Annotated in this window: 11 protein-coding genes; 4 read left to right on the plus strand and 7 right to left on the minus strand. The window is 73.7% G+C overall.

Going from position 1 to position 18,982, the window contains the following annotated elements; translation table 11 throughout:
- Window positions 1–42 precede the first annotated feature (42 nt).
- The 3 genes from O1G22_RS19610 to O1G22_RS19620 are packed head-to-tail and all read right to left on the minus strand — an operon-like array spanning window position 43 to window position 10,366.
- On the minus strand, window positions 43–6,855 hold the full coding sequence (locus tag O1G22_RS19610; RefSeq protein ID WP_270082521.1) for a non-ribosomal peptide synthetase: 6,813 nt from the start codon (window positions 6,853–6,855) through the stop codon (window positions 43–45).
- A complete protein-coding gene (locus O1G22_RS19615; protein WP_270082522.1) occupies window positions 6,852–10,121 on the minus strand; it encodes an amino acid adenylation domain-containing protein in 3,270 nt (1,089 codons plus the stop codon). The genes O1G22_RS19610 and O1G22_RS19615 overlap by 4 nt, the downstream gene beginning before the upstream one ends.
- Window positions 10,118–10,366: a phosphopantetheine-binding protein gene (locus O1G22_RS19620; protein ID WP_270082523.1), complete on the minus strand. Its 249-nt coding sequence runs from the start codon at window positions 10,364–10,366 to the stop codon at window positions 10,118–10,120. Before O1G22_RS19620 ends, O1G22_RS19615 begins: the two co-directional genes overlap by 4 nt.
- Before the next feature lie 417 nt (window positions 10,367–10,783).
- On the opposite strand from O1G22_RS19620, the gene O1G22_RS19625 reads away from it, so the two are divergent.
- Window positions 10,784–11,689 carry a helix-turn-helix transcriptional regulator gene (locus O1G22_RS19625; protein WP_270082524.1) on the plus strand — a complete coding sequence of 302 codons (906 nt, stop codon included), beginning with the start codon at window positions 10,784–10,786 and terminating at the stop codon, window positions 11,687–11,689.
- 257 nt (window positions 11,690–11,946) lie between these two features.
- On the opposite strand, the gene clpB is transcribed toward O1G22_RS19625, so the two are convergent.
- A complete protein-coding gene (gene clpB / locus O1G22_RS19630) occupies window positions 11,947–14,544 on the minus strand; it encodes an ATP-dependent chaperone ClpB (RefSeq protein ID WP_270082525.1) in 2,598 nt (865 codons plus the stop codon).
- A 116-nt stretch (window positions 14,545–14,660) separates the two neighbouring features.
- Between clpB and O1G22_RS19635 the strand changes: the two genes are divergently transcribed.
- Window positions 14,661–15,053, plus strand: a complete 393-nt coding sequence (locus O1G22_RS19635) for a pyridoxamine 5'-phosphate oxidase family protein (RefSeq protein WP_270082526.1) — start codon at window positions 14,661–14,663, stop codon at window positions 15,051–15,053.
- Between the two features lie 148 nt (window positions 15,054–15,201).
- Here O1G22_RS19635 and O1G22_RS19640 read toward each other — a convergent pair whose 3' ends face one another.
- Together O1G22_RS19640 and O1G22_RS19645 are read right to left on the minus strand one after the other, a co-directional pair.
- Window positions 15,202–15,537 (minus strand): Rieske (2Fe-2S) protein, encoded by a 336-nt coding sequence (locus tag O1G22_RS19640; RefSeq protein WP_270082527.1) that lies wholly within the window; start codon window positions 15,535–15,537, stop codon window positions 15,202–15,204.
- Window position 15,538: 1 nt separating this feature from the next.
- Window positions 15,539–15,778 (minus strand): hypothetical protein, encoded by a 240-nt coding sequence (locus tag O1G22_RS19645; protein ID WP_270082528.1) that lies wholly within the window; start codon window positions 15,776–15,778, stop codon window positions 15,539–15,541.
- Window positions 15,779–15,882: 104 nt separating this feature from the next.
- On the opposite strand from O1G22_RS19645, the gene O1G22_RS19650 reads away from it, so the two are divergent.
- Entirely contained in the window at window positions 15,883–16,893 is a 1,011-nt protein-coding gene (locus O1G22_RS19650) for a helix-turn-helix domain-containing protein (RefSeq protein WP_270082529.1), read from the plus strand.
- 22 nt (window positions 16,894–16,915) lie between these two features.
- The gene (locus O1G22_RS19655) at window positions 16,916–17,905 is read left to right on the plus strand and encodes a helix-turn-helix transcriptional regulator (protein WP_270082530.1); all 990 of its coding nucleotides are present in this window, start codon (window positions 16,916–16,918) and stop codon (window positions 17,903–17,905) included.
- On the opposite strand, the gene O1G22_RS19660 is transcribed toward O1G22_RS19655, so the two are convergent.
- Window positions 17,868–18,911, minus strand: coding sequence for a helix-turn-helix transcriptional regulator (locus tag O1G22_RS19660; RefSeq protein WP_270082531.1), 1,044 nt, complete (start codon window positions 18,909–18,911; stop codon window positions 17,868–17,870). The two genes, O1G22_RS19655 and O1G22_RS19660, sit on opposite strands and share 38 nt — an antisense overlap.
- Window positions 18,912–18,982: the final 71 nt, after the last annotated feature.

Consider the following 18,982-nt stretch of genomic DNA (forward strand, 5'->3'; position numbering starts at 1 on the left):
TCCGGGGTGCGTCTGGGGAGCGTCTGGGGGCGGGATCCGGGGTCAGGACGTGAGGCGGGCGAGGTCCTGCGCGGACAGCAGGCCGAAGGCGGGGAGTTCCCGGCGGGCCGGGCCGCTGTCGGCGCGGGTGGTCAGCCACTGGGCGAGGGCCGCCACGGTCCTGCTCGCGAACAGCTGCTGGAGCGGGATCTCGTACCCGGCCTCGCGGGCCAGGCCCACGACCCGCACGGCGTGCATCGAATCGCCGCCGATGTCGAAGAAGTCGTCGTGTGCTCCCACCCGGTCCACTCCGACGACCCGCCGCCACAGCCCGGCCAGCAGCTCCTCCTCGGGTGTGCGCGGGGCCACATGGGCGACCGCGGTCCCCGCGGAGCGGTCCGGCGCGGGCAGGGCCCCCCGGTCGACCTTGCCGTTGGGGCTGAGCGGCAGCGCGTCGAGCACCACGAAGGCGCTGGGCACCATGTGCTCGGGCAGCCGCTCGCCGAGGACCGCGCGCAGCTCCGGGACGGCCGGCACGGTGGCCCCGGTCAGGTAGGCCACGATCCGCCGGTCGCCCGGACGGTCCTCGCGGACCACGGCCACCGCCTGGCCCACCCCGTCCAGGGCGAGCAGGGCCGCCTCGATCTCGCCGAGTTCGATGCGGAAGCCGCGGACCTTGACCTGGTGGTCGGAGCGGCCCAGGTACTCCAGCCGGCCCTCGGCACTCCAGCGGGCCACGTCGCCGGTGCGGTACAGCCGGGCCCCGGGCGGCCCGAACGGGTCGGGGACGAACCGGTCGGCGGTCAGGGCGGGCCGGCCGCCGTAGCCGCGGGCCAGCTGGACCCCGCCCAGGAACAGCTCGCCGGGGACACCGACGGGGACGGGCCGCAGGCGGGCGTCGAGGACATAGGCGCGGGTGTTGGCGATGGGGGCGCCGAGGGGAACCGTCGCACCGGTCCAGTCGGGGCGGGAGGTCCAGCGGGTCACGTCGACGGACGCCTCGGTGGGGCCGTACAGGTTCTCCAGGGCCGCCTGGGGCAGCGCCCGGTGGAAGCGGCGGGCCAGGTCCGCGGGGAGCGCCTCGCCGCTGCACACCACCAGCCGCAGGCTGCCGCAGTCGGCGGCCCGGACCGCGCCCAGGAACGTGTCCAGCATGGGCGGCACGAAGTGGCAGACGGTGACCCGCTCGTCCCTCACCAGTGCGGCGAGGTGCGCGGGGTCGCGGTGGCCGCCGGGGGCGGCCAGGACCAGCCGGGCGCCGGTCAGCAGCGGCCAGAACAGCTCCCAGACCGACACGTCGAAGGAGACCGGCGTCTTCTGCAGCACGGTGTCGGCGCCGGTCAGTCCGTACGCGTCCTGCATCCAGCGCAGCCGGTTGACGATGCCCCGGTGCGGCACCTGCACGCCCTTGGGGCGGCCGGTGGAGCCGGAGGTGTAGATGACGTACGCCAGGTGGTCCGGGCCGGCGACCGGTTCGGGCCCGGTACCGGGGAAGCCGTCCCCGGCGTGCTCGTCGACGGCGACGACGGTGACCCCCTCGGCGGCGAGCGCCGCGCCCCGGCCGGGGTGCGTGAGCAGCACCGGCACCCGGGCGTCGGCGAGCATGAACGCCAGCCGCTCGTGCGGGTACCCGGTGTCCAGCGGCAGATAGGCGCCGCCCGCCTTCAGCACCGCGAGCAGGGCCACCATCAGCTCCGGGGAGCGGTCCAGGTGGACACCGACCACGGTGTCGGGGCCGACGCCGAGCCCGCGCAGGCGGTGCGCGAGCGCTCCGGCCCTGCGGTGCAGTTCGGCGTACGTCAGCTCCCGGCCCGCGAAGCGGACGGCGACGGCGTCGGCGTGCCGGGCGGCGGCCTCGGCCAGCAGTCCGGTCAGGGTGTCGCCCGCGGGCCAGTCGACGCCGGTGTCGTTCCAGCCGTCGAGGAGCTGTGCGCGCTCGGCGGCGGCGAGCGGGTCGATCAGGGGGACGACGGCGGACGGATCGGCGCACACGGCGGTCAGCACGTTGGTGAAGTGCTCGGTGAACCGCTCGACGGTGGCCGCGTCGAACAGCTCCGTGTCGTAGTCCAGCCAGCCGATCAGCTCCCGCCCGGTGTCGATCATCCGCAGGTTCAGGTCGAACTGGCTGTTGGCGGCGGACACGTCCACGAACTCGGCTGTGACGCCCGGCACGTCGAGCGTGCCGAGGTCGACGTTCTGGAGCGCGAACAGCACCTGCACCAGCGGGCCGCGCGACAGATCACGCTCCGGCGCCAGCTCGGTCACCAGCCGGCCGAAGGGGACGCGCTCGTGGGCGAACGCCGCCAGGGCGCTGTCGCGGACCCGGCCGAGCAGTTCGCCGAAGGCCGGGTCGCCGTGCAGATCGACGCGGAGCGGCAGGGTGTTGAGGAAGCAGCCGGGCAGGTCCTCGAACTCGGCGCGCGGCCGGTTGGCGACGGGCGTGCCGACCAGCAGCCGTTCCTGGCCGCTCCAGCGGGACAGCACGACGGCGTAGGCCGACAGCAGCGTCATGAACAGTGTCGCGCCCTGGGTGCGGGACAGCTCGCGCAGGGCGGCGGAGGTGGCGGCGTCCACGGTCAGCCGGCGGCGCGCACCCCGGTGACCGCGCACGGCGGGCCGCGGCCGGTCGGTGGCCAGCTCCAGCACCCGGGGCGCGCCGTCGAGATGCTCCCGCCACCACTCGACCAGCCCGTCGAGCACGGGCCCGTCGAGACCGGCCCGCTCCCAGCGGGCCACGTCGGCGAACTGAAGGGCGGGGACGGACAGTTCACCCTCCCGGCCCGCGTACGCCGCCGACAGCTCACGCAGCAGCACCCCGAACGACCATCCGTCGAAGACGATGTGATGCACCGTCAGTGCCAGCACGTGCTCCTGATCGCCGATCCGCAGCAGGGCCACGCGCAGCAGCGGACCGCGCGCCAGGTCGAACGGCTCCCGCACGCTGTCCATCGCGGCGGCGACGGCGGCGCCCCGCGGGTCCGGCCGGTCCGACAGGTCGGTGACCTCCACGAGCACCCGGCCCCCGGGGACGGCGCGCTGGCGCGGGGTGCCGTCGGGGCCGGCCTCGAACACGGTACGCAGCACGGCGTGCCGCGCCACGACCGTGTCCACGGCCCGCTGCAACGCGTCGGCCTCCAGCGGACCGGACAGCCGCAGCACGACAGGCATGTTGTAGACCACGTCCCCCGGCCGCAGCTGCTCCTCCACCCACAACCGCTCCTGCGTCCAGGCCAGGGGCGCGGGCTCGGCGGGGTCGGTGCGAGGGAGGCCGTCCGGCACCTCCGGAAGTCCCGTCTCCCCCGGAAGTCCCGTCTCCCCCAGGAGACCGGCCAGCGCGGTGATCGTCGGGTGGGTGAACAGGTCCTGGAGGGTGAGGTGCCGGGTGGCCCCGGCGGGGAACTCGCGGTGGATGCGGGCCAGCAGGCGGGTCAGGAGCAGCGAGTGGCCGCCGAGGGCGAAGAAATCGTCGGTGGCGCCCACGCGTTCGCGGCGCAGCAGGGCCCGCCACTGCTCCGCCAGCCGCTCCTCGACCGGCCCGCGGGGGGCGACGTAGCCACCGGTGGCGGCCTCGGCCCGGTGCTCCAGGGCGCGCAGCGCCGTCCGGTCGACCTTCCGGTTGGCGGTGAGCGGCAGGGCGTCCAGGACGACGTACGCGGCGGGCACCAGGTGGTCCGGCAGCCGCCGGGCCAGCGCGGCGCGCACCTCGGCGAGCGGGGGAGCCTCGCCGCCGGCGGCCAGGAAGGCCACGAGCCGCAGGTCGCCGTCCTCGTACCCGTCCGGCACGGCCAGGACGGCGCTCTGCCGCACCCCCGGCAACGCGTCGAGCGCGGCCTCCACCTCGGCCGGCTCCACACGGAAGCCGCGGATCTTGACCTGCTGATCGGCACGGCCGAGGTGATCCACGAGTCCGTCGGGCCGCAGCCGGGCGAGGTCACCGGTGCGGTAGACGCGGTCACGGAGCCGGCCGGAGAACGGATCGGCGAGGTAACCGGCGCGGGGGCGGGGGCGGGTGCCGGGGCTGATGCCGGTGCCGGGGCTGATGCCGGTGCCGGGGCTGGTGCCGGTGCCGGGGCTGATGCCGGTGCCGGGGCTGATGCCGGTGGCGGTGGCGGGGCTGGTGCCGGTGCCGGGGCTGGTGCCGGTGGCGGGGCTGATGCCGGTGGCGGGGCTGATGCCGGTGCCGGGGCTGGTGCCGGTGGCGGGGCTGATGCCGGTGCCGGGGCTGGTGCCGGTGCCGGGGCTGGTGCCGGTGGCGGTGGCGGGGCTGGTGCCGGTCCCCGCACCCGTGCCGGCGCCGACGTGCCCGACCCCGATGCCGACCTCGGCGACGCCCCCGGCCTCAGCGCCGTCTTCGGCTGCGGCGCCGGTGCCGACCCAGGCGCCGATCCCGGCCCCGTCGCCGTACCGCGCCAGGTACGGCGTGCGCACGACGAGTTCGCCGAGCTCGCCGACGCCGGACGGGCGGTCGCCCGTGAGGACGAGGAGTTGTACGCCCTCGATGCCCGGACCGAGCGGCACCGGTCCCGGCGGGATCGTGTCGGTGGGGGTGCCCGCGCGGTGGGCGAGGTGGACCGACACCGCCTGCGGGGTTTCCGTGGCGCCGTACAGGTTCAGCAGGTCGGCGCCGGGTGCGTGGCGGGCCCAGGCGCGTAGGGTGCGGCCGGTCAGGGTGTCGCCGCCGAAGCCCACCAGCCGCAGCGCGGGCCAGGCTGCGGCCCCGGCGTCCGCGGCCGTGTCCGCCTGGTCGGCGAGTGCCCGCGCCAGGGCCGGGGTGAGGTGGGCGACGGTCGGCGCGGCCTCGGCGAGCCAGGCGGCGAGGGCGGCGGTGTCCCGTACGTCGGCGTCGGGGAAGACCGCGGCGCCGCCCGCCCACAGCGGGGCGAGGACGTCCCGCAGGAACGGGTCGTGCCCGAGCCCGGACAGCGTGGCGAACCGGTCTCCGGGACCGAGGGCGAAGGCGCGCGTGTACCAGTCGAGGAAGTGCGTGAGCGGCCGGTGGGTGCCGATGACCTGGCGGGGCCGGCCGGTGGTGCCGGAGGTGAACGCGATGTAGGCGTCGTCGTCGGGGCCGGGCGCGGGGACCGGGGCGCCGTCCGGCAGGCCGGCCAGGGCCCGGTCCAGCGCCTCGCCGGGCTCGATGCGCAGGACCGGGCCGGTGACGAAGCCGGGCAGCGGCACCCCGGGCGCGCAGCCGATCCAGGCGCGGGGCGCGAGGGTCTCGGCCCGGGCCCGCAGGGCGTCGTCGGGGTGGTGTGCGTCCAGTACCGAGAAGACCGCGCCCGCCTTGACCGCGGCCAGGATGCCGAGGACGACGGCCGGATGGCGCGCGGCGTGCAGGGCGAGCACGTCGCCGGGCCGGATGCCCCGCGCGTGCAGCAGCCGGGCGAGACGGTCGGTGGTGCGCTCGACCTCGGCGTACGTCCAGACCCGGTCGCCGGCGACGAGCGCGGGCGCGTCCGGGGCGGTCGCGGCGTGCCGGGTCAGCCGGGCGGCGAGCGGCTCGGGCGTGCCGGGCTCCAGTACTGCGAAGGGGTCGGGCTGCAGGGCGGCGGAGCGGACCGTGGCCAGGTCGAAGCCGCTCACCGTGCGGGCGGGTTCGGCGGCGGCCTGGGCCAGCACCGCGCGCAGCTGGCGCAGCAGCTCGTCGACGCGCACACCGTCGTACAGCCCGGCGTCATGGACGGCCTCCAGCGTGTAGCCGCCGTCGGGACGCGCGGCGGCGTACAGCGTGAGGTCGAACTTGTTGTCGATGTCCCCGAACGGCAGCTGCTCCACCGTGCAGCCGGGAAGCTCGGGGGTGACGGCGGGCGGCAGCATGTTGAAGAAGACCTGGACGAGCCGGCCCCGGGACAGGTCGCGCTCCGGGGCGAGGTCGGCGACCAGCCGGCCGAACGGCACCCGCTGGCGGCCGAAGGCGGCGAGGGCGTCGTCGCGGACCCGGCCGAGCAGGTCGGCGAACGCCGGGTCACCGGCCGCGTCCACCTTCAGGGGCAGCGTGTTGAGGAAGCAGCCGACCAGGTCACGGGCGCCCGGACCGCGCGTGGACGCCGGAGTGCCGACGACCATCCGCTCCTGGCCGGTCTGCCGGGCGAGCACCACGCCGAACGCCGCGAGCAGGGCCATGAAGGGGGTCGCCTCGTGGGCGCGGGCCAGCTCGCGCACCGCCTGCCCGGCGGTCGCGTCCAGCTCCAGCCGGCGGCTCGCGCCGCGGTGGCCGCGTACGGCGGGGCGCGGGCGGTCGGCGGGCAGGTCGAGCACCCGGGGCACTCCGTCCAGGTGCCGGCGCCACCACGCCACCAGCTCGTCCGCGCCGGCCTCGCCGAGCTGCTCGCGCTCGGCGCGCACGGTCTCGGCGAAACCGCGGCGCGGCGGCTTCAGGGCGGCGCCGGGGTCGGCGTACAGCCGGGACAGCTCGGTGAACAGGACGGCGAACGACCGGCCGTCCGCGATCAGGTGATGAGCCGACACCAGGAGCAGGTGCGCGTCGTCGGCGTACCGCACGGCCAGGACGCGCAGCAGCGGTCCGCGGGCCAGGTCGAACGGCTCGCGCGCGGCCCGTCGTACGGCGGTGTGCGCCGCCTCCTCCGGGTCCGCGAAAGTGCGCGTGTCCCGCGTGCCGATGGTGACGGCCGTCGCGGCCGCCGCGGCCCGCACCCGCTGGCGCGGCTCCCCGTCGGCCGTGTCGAAGACGGTGCGCAGCGCGTCGTGCCGGGCCACCAGGGCGTCGACGGCGCGCTGGAGCGCGGCGAGGTCCAGCGGGCCGCGCACCCGCAGGGTCACCGGCATGTGGTAGGCGGTGTCGCCGGGGCGCAGTTGCTCCTCGAACCAGATCCGCTCCTGGGTCCAGGACAGCGGGACGGCGGCATGGTCGGTCATGTGTGGTCCTCGGGTACGCGGGGGTTCGGGCGTGCGGAGGCGACGGGTGTACGGGGCACAGCGGGCCGCCGGGACCGGGTGAGGTCGGCCAGGGCGGTCGTGAACAGGTCGGTGATCCCGGCGAGCACGGCCGGGTCCAGCAGGCCCTCGGGGGCGGTGACGGCACCGGTGACGGACGGCCCCTCGTCCCAGAGTTCGCAGGCCAGTTCGGCCTGGGGGCCGAGGGCGGGCGCGGCCAGCGGGGCGAACCGCAGGCCGTCGGACTCGGCCGGGGCGGACGGCCGTTGCAGCACCAGCAGGGTCTGGTAGAGCGGGGCGCGGCCGCCGGGCGGGCGGGGGGCGAGCGCGGCGATCTCGTCGGTGCCGAGCGCGGTGTGCGCGAACACCTCCAGCAGCCGGTCGCGGACCAGCGCCAGCAGGGCGGTGGCGTCCAGGGCCGGGTCGGCGGCGATCCGTACGGGCAGGCCGTTGGCGAAGTAGCCGACGGTGCGCTCATGCGCGTCCGCGCGGTCCTCGACGATCGTGCCGACGGCGAGGTCGCGCTGCCCGGTGACCTCGGCCAGCGCCCGCCACCAGGCCGCGAGCAGCGGGACCAGCACCGGCTGGCGGTCGCGGGCGGCGAACTCCCGCAGCCGGGCGGTGGTTTCGGCGCCGAGCGCGAACCGGTGCGTGACGAGGGGCCGGGTCCACAGCTCCCGCGGCCCGAGCGCCGCGCCGCCCGGCCACTCGGGCGCGGTCAGTCCGGCGAGCCGGCCGCGCCAGAACTCCTGTGCCTCGGCGGCGCCGGGGCGCGGGAGCCCGGCGGGCGGTGCGGGTGCGGCGGGCGGAGTGCGGCCCGCGTAGGCGGCGGCGAGGTCCGCGACCAGGATCTCCTCGGACCGGGCGTCGTAGACGATGTGGTGCACGGCGAGCAGCAGCAGCTGCCGTCCCGGGCCCGCGGCCAGGACGGCGGCGGCCAGCAGCGGCCCGTGCTCGACGTCCTGGACGAGCGCCGCGAGCTCCTGGGTGACGGTGTGCTCGCCGGCCGCGGCCTCCGTCTCCGTACGGATCAGCAGCTCAGGCGGCACCGGGCGGCCGGCCACGCGCCGGTGCGGCCGGCCCGCCTGCCGGGGGAACGTGGTCCGCAGCGCCGGATGCGCGCCGACCACCGCCGTGAGGGCGCGGCCCAGCCGCTCCGGGTCCAGCGTGCCGCTGACCGCGATCCGGCTGACGGCGACATGACCGGGCGCACCGGGCGCGAGCCGTGAGGCGAGCCAGAAACGCCGTTCACCGGGGGAGAGTTCGAAGGACGCGGTCCCACCGTCACCGGTGCCGCCGTCACCGGTACCGCCGTCGCCGCCGTGCCCGCCGCCCCGGCGCCGCGCGGCCAGCACCTCCAACTCGCTCACCCTCGGGTGCTCGTACACGTCCCGGGCCGACAACGACACCCCGAACAACCGCGACAACCGAGCGGCGATCCGCAGTACATGCAGGGAACTGGCCCCGACGTCCAACAGATCCGCGTCCGGCTCCAGGTGGGGCGCGGAGAGTATGTCCCGCGTCTGGTGCAGCGCAGGGCTGACGGGAACGGGCCCCGAGACCACGGCAGCGACAGGAGCGGCTGCAGGAGCCGAACCCCCCGCAGACGCGGAGTCGGGCACAGCCGCGGATCCACCCACCGGAGCCCGGCCGCCCGCCGCCTCCGCCACTCGCTGCCGCACCCACCCCTCCACCGCCCGCAGGTCCGCCTTGCCGGTGGGGCCCAGGGGGACGGGGTGCAGGTGGAGGTAGCGGTCGGGGTGGAGGTGGGCCGGGAGGTGGTCGGCGGCGGCGCGGCGGAGCGCGGCCTCCGGCAGGGGTGCGGCGTCCTCGCTCGCGTACGCGCACACCGTGCCCGTGACCGTGGCGTGCTCGTCGCGCAGCGGGACGAGGAAGGCCTGACGGACACCGGGGAAGCCGGCGACACGCCGCTCCACCTCGCCGGGCTCCACCCGGTACCCGCGGATCTTGAACTGCCGGTCGGCCCGGCCCACGAAGTTCAGCCGGCCCGCGTCGTCCATGCGGACCCGGTCACCGGTGGCGTACGCGCGCAGCGTGCCGTGTCCGGGGAGGCTGACGCGGGAGAAACGGCGGGTGTTCTCCTCGGGCCGGTTCACATAGCCGAGGGCGAGTCCGTCGCCAGCGACCCACAGCTCGCCCTCGGCGCCGGGGGCCACGGGGCGCCGGGTGCCGGGGTCGAGGACGGCCAGCACGGTGCCCCGGACCGGACGGCCCACCGGAATGCCGTACGGCGCCGCGGTGTCGGCGGGCCGGACGTCGTGCGTGCTGACGAAGACCATCGACTCGACCGGTCCGTAGCCGTTGGTGACGCGCAGGCCGGGGTGCCGTTCGAGGAGGACCGCGATGTGCGCCGGGGACAACCGCTCGCCGCCGCACATCAGATGCCGTACGCCGGTGAACGCGCCGGGGTCCTCGTCGACGATGAGGTTGACGAGGGAGCTGGTGAGCCACAGCGTGTCCACCCCGTGCCCGGCGACGAGGGCGCGCAGTCCGTCCGGGGTGAGCAGCGGCTCGTCGGGGGTCACACAGGTCCCCCCGTTCATCAGCGGACCGAAGACCTCCAGCGCGCCCGCGTCCCAGTACGGCGCGGCCAGCAGCGGCATGACGGTGCCGGGCCCGAACGCGGCGTATCCGCCGTCGACGAAGGTGCGGACGAAGGCCCGGTGCGGCACGATCACGCCCTTGGGGCGTCCGGTCGAGCCGGAGGTGAAGAAGACACACGCGGGATCGTCGGCACCGACGTCCGCCCGCTCACCCGCCCCGTGGGGGGCCGGGCGGTTGGACTCGGGCAGCCGCAGGATCCGTACTCCGGCCGGGAACCGCCCGGCGGGCACGGCCGCCGCGTCGCCGGTCGCGTCCAGGACGACGCGTGCGCCGAGGTCCTCGAACACGCCGTGCAGCCGCCGCGCGGGCCAGGCCGGGTCCACCGCGGCGTAGGCGGCGCCGGCCAGCAGTACGCCGAGCGCGGCGACGGCGAACTCCCCGCCCGCCGTGGCGGCCACCGGCACGAAGCCGCGGGGCGGGACACCCGCGTCCACGAGCAGGTCCCGTACCGCGCGGGCCCGCCCGGCCAGTTCGGCGTAGGTCAGGCGGGTACCGCCCGGTCCGCGCAGCGCGGTGGCCCGCGGGGACCGGGCGGCCTGCCGCAGCACCGCCTCGTGGGCGGTGGCGCCGGCCGGGACGGGACGCCCCGGGCCGACGGCGACCGAGAGGTGCGGGCCGGTCATGACAGACGTGGCGCCGCGCCCAGCACCGCCGCCAATTCGGCGGGGGTCGACTGGAGTACGGCGGTGAAGTCGGCCTCGATACCCCAGAGTTCCTCGACGCGTTCGACGACGAGGACGGCGTGGAAGGAGTCACCGCCCTGGGCGAGGAAAGTCGAATCGTCGGCGATCTCGGTACCCAGGATGTCGGCCAGGAGGAGCCGGACGCTTTCCGCGTCGATTTCGGAAGTGACGTCGAGTCGGTTCATGTCGCTTTCTCCAGTGATCCGCAATGATCCGTGAGCCGGGCCGGGGGTCGGATTCCTAGCTCCATCCGCTGTCCCCCACGACCGGAAGAAGAAAGACGGCAAACCTGGACTTACCCATAGAGAACAACCCCCGTTGTGAGGCGCCCGGTGAGCGCAGAGTGATCGAACGACCGCACGAAAGGCCGTTTCACGATGTTGTAATCCCGCCTCCATGGCCGTCCAGGGACACCGGCGCGCATGATGATGCAGACAGGAAACTGCAGGGGGGAAGAATTGGACAAAATCCTTGAATCCGGCCCTTCTCTGCTCCTCCAGCGACTGGCACCGGACCACATACGGCTTTATGACTGGGGAGCGACTCAGGCCTTTTTCACGCCGTCGGAGGCCGCCGGTGAACTGGGTATCCCGGAGGCCGCGGTGGACCAGGCGATCGAGACGCTGGCGGAATTCCATCTGGTGGACCAGGTGGACGGCGCGGAAAACCTGCGGAGCCTGTGTCATGGCGGTCCCTGGTGGCGCACCGTCCATCCGCATCTGGCCGCCGCCCGTATGGCGAGCGCGGAATCACGGCTGCGTCGACGGCTTTTCGAACTGAACACGCGACGCGATTCCCTGACGGCGCTCGCCTCGGTGTACACGGCCCGCCCCCAGGAGCGTGCCGGCGCCGCCGAGACCGTCGAGGTCGTCGACGCGCTCCGTGACGTCATCAGCCTGATCGAGCAGGCCAGCGCCGAGTGCGAGCACGAGATGATCACGTGTCAGCCCGGTGGCGGGCGCCCCACGGAGGAGCTGGAGCAGGCGGTCGCCCGGGACACCGCGCTGCTGGACCGGGGCGTGCGGATGCGCACGCTCTACCAGCACCCGGCCCGGCGGCACGCCCCCACCCAGGCCTACGTCGAGCGGGTCGTCTCCGCGGGCGCCGAGGTGCGCACGCTGACCGATCTGTTAGGGCGCATGATCGTCTTCGATCGCCGGATCGCCTTCCTCCCGCACCACCAGCGCCGGGGCGGGGCGGTGGTGCTGCGCTCCCCCGCCGCCGTGGCGTTCCTGTGCGGCGCGTTCGACCGCGCGTGGGACCTCGCCGTCCCGTTCGGCGCGCCCGAGCACGCCCCGGTCGCGGTCGACGATCTGCGCCAGGTAATCCTGCGGCTGCTGAGCCAGGGCCTCAAGGACGAGGTGATCGCCCGTCGCCTGGGCATCTCGCTGCGCACCTGCCGCAAGCACATCGCGGACCTGTTCCAGGAGCTGGACGCCGAGAGCCGCTTCCAGGCGGGCTACCTCGCGGCCACCCGCGACCTGCTGCGGGACACCCCCGCGAGCTGACCGCCCGCCGAGGCTCCCGGCGAACGCGAAACGGCCGGGCTCCGGGCAAACGCGAGACCGCCGGACTCCCGGCGAACGCGAAACGGCCGGGGTGCCGGTGACCGTCGAAACGGTCACCGGCACCCCGGCCTCAGCCCTCTCGCACGCGCCGGCACACGCCGGTAGCCCCCGGCCGCTCCCGCCCCGTCAGTCGGTACCTCCGGCGGCTCCCGGCCCGTCAGTCGCTACGCCCCGGCCGCTCCCGGCCCGTCAGCACGTCACAGCGTCTTCCCGGTCGCCGGCCCCACCAGCAGCCCCTCGCCGAAGCGGTCCACGCGGACCGTGTCACCGTCCTTGATCTCGCCGGAGAGGATCTCCCGGGCGAGCCGGTCACCGATGGCGGTCTGCACCAGGCGGCGCAGCGGCCGGGCGCCGTAGGCCGGGTCGTTGCCCTCCTCGGCGAGCCAGGCCAGCGCCTCGGGCGTGACCTCCAGGGTGAGCCGGCGCTCGGCCAGCCGCCTGCCCAGCCGGTCGATCTGGAGCTGCGCGATCCGCTCCAGCTCGGCCTTGTCGAGGGCCGAGAAGACCACCAGGTCGTCCAGCCGGTTGAGGAACTCCGGCTTGAAGGAGGCCCGGACGACCTCCAGGACCTGCTGCTTCTTCTCCTCCTCACCGGTGATCGGGTCGATCAGGTACTGGCTGCCCAGGTTGGAGGTGAGCACCAGGATGGTGTTGCGGAAGTCGACCGTGCGGCCCTGACCGTCCGTCAGGCGTCCGTCGTCCAGGACCTGGAGCAGGATGTCGAAGACCTCGGGGTGGGCCTTCTCCACCTCGTCCAGCAGCACGACGGTGTACGGCCGCCTGCGCACGGCCTCCGTCAGCTGGCCGCCCTCCTCGTAGCCGACGTAGCCGGGAGGCGCGCCGACCAGCCGGGCCACGCTGTGCTTCTCGCCGTACTCCGACATGTCGATGCGGACCATGGCCCGCTCGTCGTCGAAGAGGAAGTCGGCGAGGGCCTTGGCGAGTTCGGTCTTGCCGACGCCCGTCGGGCCGAGGAAGAGGAACGATCCGGTGGGGCGGTCGGGGTCGGCGATCCCGGCGCGTGCGCGTCGTACGGCGTCCGACACGGCCCGTACGGCCTCGGTCTGGCCGATGAGCCGCTTGCCCAGCTCCTCCTCCATGCGCAGCAGCTTCTGCGTCTCGCCCTCCAGCAGGCGCCCGGCGGGGATGCCGGTCCAGGCGGCGACGACGTCGGCGATGTCGTCGGAGCCGACCTCCTCCTTGACCATCGTGTCCTGGGCGGCCTCCTCCTCGGCCTCGGAGGCGGCCTCCAGCTCCTTCTCCAGCGTGGGGATCTCGCCGTACAGCAGCTTGGCCGCGCGGTCGAAGTCGCCGTCGCGCTGGGCGCGTTCGGCCTGGCCACGCAGGTCGTCCAGGCGTTCCTTGAGCTCGCCGACCCGGTTGAGGGACTGCTTCTCCTTCTCCCAGCGGGCGGTCAGGCCGCGCAGTTCCTCCTCCTTGTCGGCGAGGTCGCGGCGCAGCTTCTCCAGGCGGGTGACGGAGGCCGGGTCGGTCTCCTTGGCGATCGCCAGCTCCTCCATCTTCAACCGGTCGACGGCGCGCTGGAGTTCGTCGATCTCGACGGGGGACGAGTCGATCTCCATACGGAGCCGGGAGGCCGCCTCGTCGACCAGGTCGATGGCCTTGTCGGGGAGGAAGCGGGAGGTGATGTAGCGGTCGGAGAGGGTGGCCGCCGCCACCAGCGCGCTGTCGGCGATCTGCACCTTGTGGTGGGCCTCGTACCGGCCCTTCAGGCCGCGGAGGATCGCGATCGTGTCCTCCACCGTCGGCTCGGCGACCAGCACCTGCTGGAAGCGCCGCTCCAGCGCCGGGTCCTTCTCGATCCGCTCCCGGTACTCGTCGAGCGTCGTCGCACCGACCATCCGCAGCTCACCGCGGGCGAGCATGGGCTTGAGCATGTTGCCCGCGTCCATGGCGGAGTCGCCCCCGGCGCCCGCGCCCACCACCGTGTGCAGCTCGTCGATGAAGGTGATGATCTGCCCGTCGGAGTCCTTGATCTCGCCGAGCACGGCCTTCAGCCGCTCCTCGAACTCGCCCCGGTACTTGGCCCCGGCGACCATCGCGCCGAGGTCGAGGGAGACGAGCCGCTTGTCCTTGAGGGACTCGGGGACGTCCCCTTTGACGATCCGCTGCGCGAGCCCCTCGACGACGGCGGTCTTGCCGACGCCGGGCTCGCCGATGAGGACGGGGTTGTTCTTCGTACGACGGCTCAGCACCTGCACGACCCGCCGGATCTCCTGGTCCCGCCCGATGACCGGATCCAGCCGGCCCTCGCGGGCGGCGGCGGTGAAGTCGGTGCCGAACTTCTCCAGGGCCTTGTACTGACCCTCGGGGTCGGCGGTGGTCACGCGGCGTCCTCCCCTGGCCTTCTTGAAGGCCTCCAGCAGCTTCTTCGCATCGGCGCCCTGCGCCTGGAGCACCTCGGCGACCCGGCCGCCCTTCGCGGCGATGCCGATGAGCAGGTGCTCGGTGGACAGGTACTCGTCGCCGAGGTCCTTCGCGCGCTCACCGGCGTCGGCGAGCACGGCCAGCAGCTCGCGGTTGGGCTGCGGCGGCGCGACGGTGGACCCGGTCACGCTGGGCAGCGTGGCCAGGATCTTCTCCGTACCGGAGCGTACGGCGGCCTGGTCGGCGTCGACGGCCGCGAGCAGGTCGGTGATGTTCGCGTTGTCCTGGCCCTGGAGCAGAGCCAGCAGCAGATGAGCGGGGGTGAGGTCCGGGTGTCCCTCGGTCACGGCGCGGTTGCTCGCCGCGTTGATCGCGTCCCGGCTCCTGTTGGTCAGCTCGGCGTCCACGTGTCCGTTCTCCTCCTGCGTGACTCTCTTCCACTGCTGACTTAAGCAGCGTACACAAAGTTGAGTCTATTCCGCTCAAGGTGGGCGGGAGAACGTGGGGGCACTAGGTTGCGGGCATGCTGAAGCACTCCGATGAATACCTGGTCTTCTGGCGGGAACGGCACCTGTGCACGCTGACCACGCTCCGGCCCGACGGCAGCCCGCACGTGGTGCCGGTCGGGGTCACGTACGACGCGGAGGCCGGATTGGCCCGGGTGATCACCAACGGGACCAGTACGAAGGTGCGGCACGTGCGCGCGGCCGGAAGCGAGGGCGCCCGGGTGGCGGTGTGCCAGGTGGACGGCCGGCGCTGGGCCACGCTGGAGGGCCGGGCGCGGATACGGACGGAACCGGAACGGGTCGCGGAGGCGGTCCGGCGCTACGCCGAGCGCTACGAGCGGACGCCGGGGCCGAATCCGGCGCGCGTGGTGATCGAGATCGAGGTCGAGCGGGCGCTGGGGCATGGCTGAGACGGCCGACTGCTTTCGGCCACCGCGGGAGCGCGCCCATACCCCGAAATGTCCCCGCAAACTGCAGCGGCGTCACCGTGTTCAGGTCACGGTGACGCCGCTGCGGGGGGAAGCACCTGAGCGATCTTTTTACGACGGGGGAATCGCGTCAGGCACTGCGGGGGGTGGCCGAGATGGTTCGCAGATCGGGGTCCGCCGGCTCGGCAAGCCGGTGGTCCCGCTGGTCCAGGTTCACAAAGATCATTCCGTACCGGATGGCACAGCGCACCGGCTGGGGCGCGCCACGCGGCTTGCGCAGGCATCGGTACGCCCGCACGTCCCCGTCCTCGTCCCGCGTCACGACCACCGGCTCACCGAACACGGTCACCATCAGCGAGTCGCCGCTGTGGGGGATGGCGGTGACCAGGTCGATGAAGTGCCAGCCGGAGCGGTAGGCCGTGGCCATTTCGCGGCGGAAGGAACGGTCGTCTGGCGGGGTGGTCACGTCAGCTCCTCACGCCGTCCTCAGGAAGCGCCGGCCAGGTGGTGTCCATCGCGCTCGCCTTGGTGTGCGCGACCGCCGGCCAGGTGGTGTCCATCGCGCTCACGTTGGTGTGCGCGACCGCCGGCCAGGTGGTATCCGCCCGCACGTCGCCCTTCTCGCTCGCGAAGCCGCTCAGCACCCCCGCGGTCAGCCCCACGGAGAAAGCGGCGACAAGTACCGAGCGAAGCAGTCTCTTGCCCATAGTCGGCTTCGTCCTCACTTGAAGGTCCCCTCTTCCCCCGTCCAGTACGACGATGGCTCATTCGAGCACGTCATGACCACATAATCGATGCATCATGTTCCTGCATGTTCAGGACCCTGGGGGGTGGAGATTTGGGAACGAATCGGGATAAAGCTACACATCCCCATGCGGTGACTGAGATGTGCGAGGAAGGTGGCCGTCTCTACGCCGATGCCCTGCGCGCCGGACGTATCGCCCGAACAGAGGTGGAATCCGCCCCCTGCCTGCTGGAGTTCGCCCTCCTGCACCCCGATCCCGACGATTCGGAGTGGCTGCGCCCGCTGCCCGCGCCCGTGGCCCTGGCCCAGCGGCTCAGCCCCCTGGAACGGGAGATCGCGGAGCGCAGGCGACTGTCCATCCAACTTGCCGATACATTCGAGCCGTTCATGATGCTCAGCAGTCGCATGGCGGCCACCGCGGATTCCATCACCGTGCTGGAGGGCGGGGAGCGCATCAACGCGGCGCTGAACCTGGCCACCACGCAGTGCCAGACGGAGGTGCTCACCGTCCAGCCGAGCGACCGGCTGTCCGAGAAGAACCTCCTGCGGGGCCTCGAACGCGACAGACCGCTCATCGAGCGCGGGGTCCGCATCCGCACGCTGTACCAGCACACCGCCCGGTACAACCCGGAGAAGCTCGCCTACGTCGCCCAGCTGGCCAACGGCAAGGCGGAGTACCGCACGGTCGACGAACTGGTGGAGCGGCTCATCATCTGCGACGAGACCGTCGCCTTCATCCCCACCCGGGACGACCAGCAGGTCGCCCTGGAGGTGCGCCAGCCGGGCCTGGTCCGCTACCTGATCAAGGTGTTCGAGTTCATGTGGGACCGGGCGGTTCCGCTGAGCGCCGGCGGCCGGTACGAGACCGCGCCCGACGGCATCACCGAGATCCAGCACTCCATCGCCAAGCTCCTGGTCGAGGGCCACGTCGACGAGGCCATAGCCCGCCGCCTCGGCATGAACGTCCGCACCTGCCGCGCCCACATCGCCAAGCTCGCGCAGGCCCTGGGCAGCGGCAGCCGCGCCCAGCTCGGCTACCTCATCGCCCAGTCCGGCATGCTCGACCGGGACCGGTGACGAACCCACGACAGGAGGCCCATTGAGTGGGGCACCGCACCCGCAGCACGGACCCGAAGAGCTGTGTACGGCAGGTACGGAGCTGTACGAACGCGCCCTGCGCGAGGGGCGGCTCAGCCGTGTGGAAGCAGAGCCGGCACCCTGTCTGCTGGCCTTCGGGCTGCTTCAGCCGGCCATCGCGGACCTGGACCGGCTCGAACCCGTCCCCGCGGCCGTCGCCCTGCAGGAACTGCTGCGCACCTCCGCGGAACGCATCGCCGACGAACGCCGGCGGGAGACCCGGCTCGCCCGGGCCTTCGAGCCGTTGCTGCGCGCCGGCGCCGACCCCACCGCTGCCGTCGGTGAGACACCGGACATCCGCGTCCACAGCGGCCCCGACAGGATCAACTCGGCCATCTCCCACGCCATGGCCGACGCCTCCGCGGAGCTGCTGACCATCCAGCCGCACGTCGCGCACACCACTCTGCCGCTCGAACGACGGGCCCTCTCCCTCGACCGCGACCAGGCCCTGCTCGACCGGGGCGGCCGTATCCGCACCCTCTACCAGCACACGCTGCGTCACGCGCCCACCGTCCACAGCCGGTACGAACTGCTGCGGGGCGATGCGCAGGCCCGCACCCTCAACGAAGTCACCGAGCGGCTGATCGTCGTCGACCGCGGCATCGCCTTCATCCCCGCGAACAAGGACCGCACGCTCGCCCTGGAAATCCGTGTCCCGGCCCTGGTCGACTACTTCGTGACCGTCTTCGACCGGTTCTGGCACCTGGCCACCCCCCTGTACCCGCGGACTCCCCAGCAGCCGTCCGTGGGCGGCATCACCCCCCGTCAGCGTGCCATCGCCACCCTCCTCATCGAGGGCCACACCGACGCCGCCATCGCCGAACGCCTCGGCATGAACATCCGCACCGCCCGCCTCCACATCGCCAAACTCGCCGCCACCCTCGGCAGCGACAGCCGGGCGCAGCTCGGCTACCTCATCGCACGGTCGGGGATGGTGGATCGGGAGCCGTGAGCGCGGTCGCCGAGACGGCGGAGGGGCGGCCGTCCAGGCCCACCTGGGCTATGCGGACGCCCAGCTGGGTACGGCTGGCCGCGCCCAGGGTCTCCGAGAGGCGGGCGATGTGGGCGCGGCAGGTGCGCACGCTGATGCCGAGGCGCTCGGCGATCACCGCGTCCTGGTGGCCCTCCGCCAGCAGCGCCGCGATGGACTGCTCGCGGTGGGAGATGCCCTCGATGCCCGTGTCGGGGAGCGGGGCCGTCAGCGGGATCGCCAGGCGCCAGAGCCGTTCGAAGACCGTGACCAGGTATCCCACCAGCGCCGGGTGGCGCAGTTCCAGGGCCATCGTGCGGTCCGCGTTGGCCGGGATGAACGCCACCGTGCGGTCGAAGAGGATCAGCCGGTCGATGACCTCGTCCAGGGTGCGGGCCTCCACCGTGTCGCCCATCAGCTCCAGGTAGTTCAGCAGGCCCTGGCCGTGGCGGGCCACGTGCGTGTAGAGGTCGCGCATGCGGACACCCCTGCCGCGCAGGGCCAGGGCGCGGTGCAGGCCCTCGGTGAGTTCCGCCTCGCGGCGGATGCCGCCCGGCTGCACGGTGAGCACCTCGGTGGTGCACGCCTCGGTCGCCTCGTCCATGGCCGCCTGGATCCGGGACAGGCCGTCCAGGACCCGGATGGCGCTGCCCTCGGCCGGGGCCGCCAGCGCGTGCAGCTGCCGGCCGAGACCGGCGTACCACTCGAACGCGGCCACCGCCGAGCCCACCCGGCGCTGGCTCGCGCTGACCTCGTCGTAGACCCCGCGCAGCAGCCGGGTCATGACCTCCTGCGGGGAGGTCGGCACCAGCCAGTCCATGTCGTCGGGGTCCGGGTGCAGCAGGGCCAGTTCCAGCAGGCAGGGCACCTGCTCGACGTCAGTGCGGGACACCCGCCCGCGCCGTACGGCCCGGGAATACACCCGGTCGCCGGCCGCGCACAGTCGGTCGGCGCCGTGTGGATGCTCCTCCGCCCCGCGCCCGGCCATCGCCCATTTCACCCCCGGTGTGCTGCCACTTCCGCAGCGCAACTATGCGGCGGCGCCGACCGGGTCCGCAA

Source organism: Streptomyces camelliae, assembly GCF_027625935.1.
GTDB classification, from domain to species: domain Bacteria; phylum Actinomycetota; class Actinomycetes; order Streptomycetales; family Streptomycetaceae; genus Streptomyces; species Streptomyces camelliae.

Bases quoted from the DNA above. Each gene is read 5' to 3' on its own strand.
- O1G22_RS19660 (WP_270082531.1), bottom strand. From the start codon at position 18,911: ATGGCCGGGCGCGGGGCGGAGGAGCATCCACACGGCGCCGACCGACTG.
- O1G22_RS19635 (WP_270082526.1), top strand. From the start codon at position 14,661: ATGCTGAAGCACTCCGATGAATACCTGGTCTTCTGGCGGGAACGGCAC.
- O1G22_RS19615 (WP_270082522.1), bottom strand. From the start codon at position 10,121: ATGACCGGCCCGCACCTCTCGGTCGCCGTCGGCCCGGGGCGTCCCGTC.
- O1G22_RS19610 (WP_270082521.1), bottom strand. From the start codon at position 6,855: ATGACCGACCATGCCGCCGTCCCGCTGTCCTGGACCCAGGAGCGGATC.
- O1G22_RS19645 (WP_270082528.1), bottom strand. From the start codon at position 15,778: ATGGGCAAGAGACTGCTTCGCTCGGTACTTGTCGCCGCTTTCTCCGTG.
- O1G22_RS19650 (WP_270082529.1), top strand. From the start codon at position 15,883: ATGTTCAGGACCCTGGGGGGTGGAGATTTGGGAACGAATCGGGATAAA.
- O1G22_RS19620 (WP_270082523.1), bottom strand. From the start codon at position 10,366: ATGAACCGACTCGACGTCACTTCCGAAATCGACGCGGAAAGCGTCCGG.